Consider the following 729-nt stretch of genomic DNA (forward strand, 5'->3'; position numbering starts at 1 on the left):
ACGAAGGGGTTTTGCAGGCGCACCACGGTCTCGCCGCGGATGTCGCACAGGCAGGGGGTCCACTCGAAGAGCGCGCCCTCGCGCACCGCCCGCCAGCCCTCCAGGTTCTGGCCGAGGCCGGCGAGGCGGGCGAGCTCCACGTCATCGTCGGGGAGCGTGCCCGGCGGGTCCTGGTCGCAGGCCTCGGACCAGAGCAGGATGCCGTGGAAGCCCGCGGCGGGCTGCACATGGGCGACGAAGCGGGATTTGAGCACCTTGCGGAAGTGCCAGGGCACCCAGTTGCCGCGCAGCACGGTGCCGTGCGGCACGGGGTAGATGGGCAGGTCATCCATCGGCCTGCTCCAGCTCGGCCCGCAGTGCCTCCACGCGCTCGAGGCTGAGGCCGGTGAGCCGGGCCACCGTGCCGGGCATGGCGCCGAGGCGCAGCTCGGAGATCGCCTTGCGGGTCGCCACGCAGCGCGGCGCGAAGGGTTCGGGCGGCGGCAGCGGCCGGGCCCGGGGCGGGCGCTGGAAGAGCGCGCGCAGGCGCGGTTCGCTCGGGCCGATGCGGCGCAGGTCGCGGACGCGGACACCCGAGGCGCAGAGCCAGGACTCGAGCCGCCGCGCGGCATTCGGGTCCGCGCTGGACTTCGCGACCGAGACGCCGCCGGCGACGCTCATGATCGGCTCGCGGAAGGCATCGAAGGAGCGGGTGCGCCCGCGGCGCGTGTCGCGCGGCTCCATCAGCGT

At 74.8% G+C, this 729-nt stretch carries 1 protein-coding gene and 1 pseudogene; both read right to left on the reverse strand.

The features are described from left to right. Positions 1-332, reverse strand: a pseudogene (locus D3P35_RS25920) (YdaU family protein); the annotation flags it as partial. Beyond that, positions 325-729, reverse strand: a 405-nt coding sequence (locus D3P35_RS25925) for a hypothetical protein (protein WP_157982360.1), incomplete at its 5' end; no start/stop codon positions are given. The gene D3P35_RS25925 and the pseudogene D3P35_RS25920, both read right to left, overlap by 8 nt.

The sequence above is a fragment of the Oceanicella sp. SM1341 genome (assembly GCF_003448965.1).
In the GTDB taxonomy this organism is placed as follows: Bacteria; Pseudomonadota; Alphaproteobacteria; order Rhodobacterales; family Rhodobacteraceae; genus Paroceanicella.